The 1,908-nt window shown below is 40.0% G+C and carries 2 protein-coding genes; both read left to right on the forward strand.

The window, feature by feature from the left end; all coding sequences use genetic code 11:
* Positions 1 to 7 precede the first annotated feature (7 nt).
* Complete coding sequence (locus AC6F75_RS10995; protein ID WP_500715066.1) at positions 8 to 874, forward strand: peptidoglycan DD-metalloendopeptidase family protein; 867 nt, start codon at positions 8 to 10, stop codon at positions 872 to 874.
* A gap of 30 nt (positions 875 to 904) precedes the next feature.
* The coding region (locus tag AC6F75_RS11000) for a GH3 family acyl-acid amido synthetase (RefSeq protein ID WP_500715067.1) at positions 905 to 1,908 on the forward strand (1,004 nt) is incomplete at its 3' end.

Consider the following 1,908-nt stretch of genomic DNA (forward strand, 5'->3'; position numbering starts at 1 on the left):
TTAGACAATGGCTGAAGAAAAAAAGAGAAAAAGAATTGTCAAAAAGCTGCTTCACAAGTACAGGCTGGTCATTTTAAACGAAGACACCTTTGAAGAGAAAGTTTCGTTTAAACTCAACCGTCTGAATGTGTTTGTTTTTTCGATGCTTTCGGCAATGCTTCTCGTTGGAATAACAACTGTAATCATTGCATTTACCCCATTAAGGGAATACATACCCGGTTATTCATCTACTCAGTTAAAGCAAGAGGCAGTAGATCTTGCATACAGAACAGATTCTATACAGCGTGTTCTATATCTAAATGAGCAATACCTTGCATCAATAAAACAGGTGCTTACGGGAAATATTCAATTGGAGCAAGTCAATCGTGACTCGATCATGAATGCAGTGAGGCTGGATATGGAAAATATAAATTTAGCGCCTTCGCGAAAGGATTCTTTACTCCGCGAAAGAGTGGCTCAGGAAGACAAATACAATATCTTTGAATCCTCGGCCAATATGATTACAAGTGTACTGTTTCCACCCGTAACCGGAAATATTTCCGAACCGTATGACTTAAAAAACAGACACTATGCTGTTGATGTTGTGGTAGCCGAAAATACCCCAGTAAAAGCTGCCGCTTCCGGAACGGTTATCTTTGCCGAATGGACAGCCCAAACCGGGTATGTTGCCATTATTGAACATCAAAACAACCTGATTTCAGTATATAAGCACAATTCAAAACTCATTAAGCAGCAAGGTGATTTGGTAAAATCAGGAGAAGTCATTGCAACAGCCGGATCTACCGGAGACTTATCAACGGGCACTCACCTTCATTTTGAACTATGGAGTAACGGTTACCCGATTAACCCAACCAATTTTATCGATTTTGAATAAATTCAATGAAACATTGCCAACATCAACCCTATGTCTTTAAAATCATTTGCAGCCAAACTCTTTGCAAGACATATTCACAGCAAAACCTATAAATGGGCTTCCAAACCTAAAGAAGTGCAGCTTAAGGTGTTTAATGAGCTGATTCAAAAAGCAAAAAACACTTCGTTTGGCAAAGACCATGATTTTCAAAACATCAATACTTACGGCGATTATCAGAAACGTGTTCCCATAAGGGATTATGAGGATTTAAGAAACTATGTTGATCTTGTGGTAAAAGGCGAAAAAGATATTTTATGGCCCGGTAAACCGCTCTATTTTGCCAAGACCTCAGGAACGACTTCTGGCGCAAAATATATCCCGCTTACCAAAGAATCGATGCCCTTTCACATTGAGGCTGCTCGCAACTCCATTTTAATGTATATCGCAGAAACGGGAAATGCAAAATTTGTTGACGGAAAGATGATTTTCCTTCAAGGTAGCCCCGAGATGGAAGAAAAAAACGGAATTAAACTGGGACGTCTTTCAGGAATTGCAGCTCACTATGTGCCCGGCTACCTCCAGAGAAACCGCTTGCCAAGCTGGGAAACCAACTGCATAGATGACTGGGAAACCAAAGTTGACGCTATAGTTGAAGAAACCTATAAAAAAAACATGACCGTTATCAGCGGGATACCTTCCTGGGTGCAAATGTATTTTGAACGCCTGCAACAAAAAACCGGAAAGAAAATAGGAGACCTTTTTCCGAATTTTAATCTTTTTATTTACGGAGGCGTCAATTATGAACCTTATCGCGCAAAATTTGAAAACCTTATCGGCAGAAAAGTGGACAGCATTGAGCTCTTCCCTGCTTCAGAAGGCTTTTTTGCTTATCAGGACAAACAGAATGAAAAGGGCATGTTGCTTCTTTTAAAGGCGGGCATTTTTTACGAATTCATTGCCGCATCAGAGTTTTATACTGAAAACCCCAAACGCCTGACTATTGGTGAAGTGGAAACCGGAGTAAATTATGTGATGATAATTTCTACAAATGCCGG

It is taken from the genome of Planktosalinus sp. (assembly GCF_059864935.1).